The sequence below is a fragment of the Shewanella electrica genome (assembly GCF_022321485.1).
Lineage (GTDB): Bacteria > Pseudomonadota > Gammaproteobacteria > Enterobacterales > Shewanellaceae > Shewanella > Shewanella electrica.
In genome coordinates this window covers 1-257 of the sequence record NZ_JAKOGG010000469.1, presented here as the reverse complement: position 1 = coordinate 257, position 257 = coordinate 1, and the positions used below count along the sequence as shown (strand labels likewise).

The following is a 257-nucleotide window of genomic DNA, read 5'->3' as shown; positions in this document are numbered from 1 at the left end:
CGTGCAACAGGCGCATCACCGCTAACTTCTGGTTTGGACCATGTCAAGGTACATGTGTCTAAGACAAACACGTCTTGCGAGCTATCGAAACCAGATGCTGATGTGTTGAGACCACCAAATACGACAATGGATTTGCCATCAGGAGCTATTAAGCAATTATGTATTAGAGCAAGCCAAAAATAGCCATGTAAGCAGCTGGTTTACCTGGAGTAGCAGAGAATCTATCATTGTAGCCATAGTATGGATATTAGCCAAAG

1 protein-coding gene is annotated in these 257 nt (G+C 43.6%); it reads left to right on the top strand.

The window, feature by feature from the left end:
* Positions 1 to 183 (top strand): hypothetical protein (locus tag L9G74_RS24410; RefSeq protein ID WP_238898747.1); only part of this gene is annotated, 183 nt, incomplete at its 5' end.
* Positions 184 to 257 lie beyond the last annotated feature (74 nt).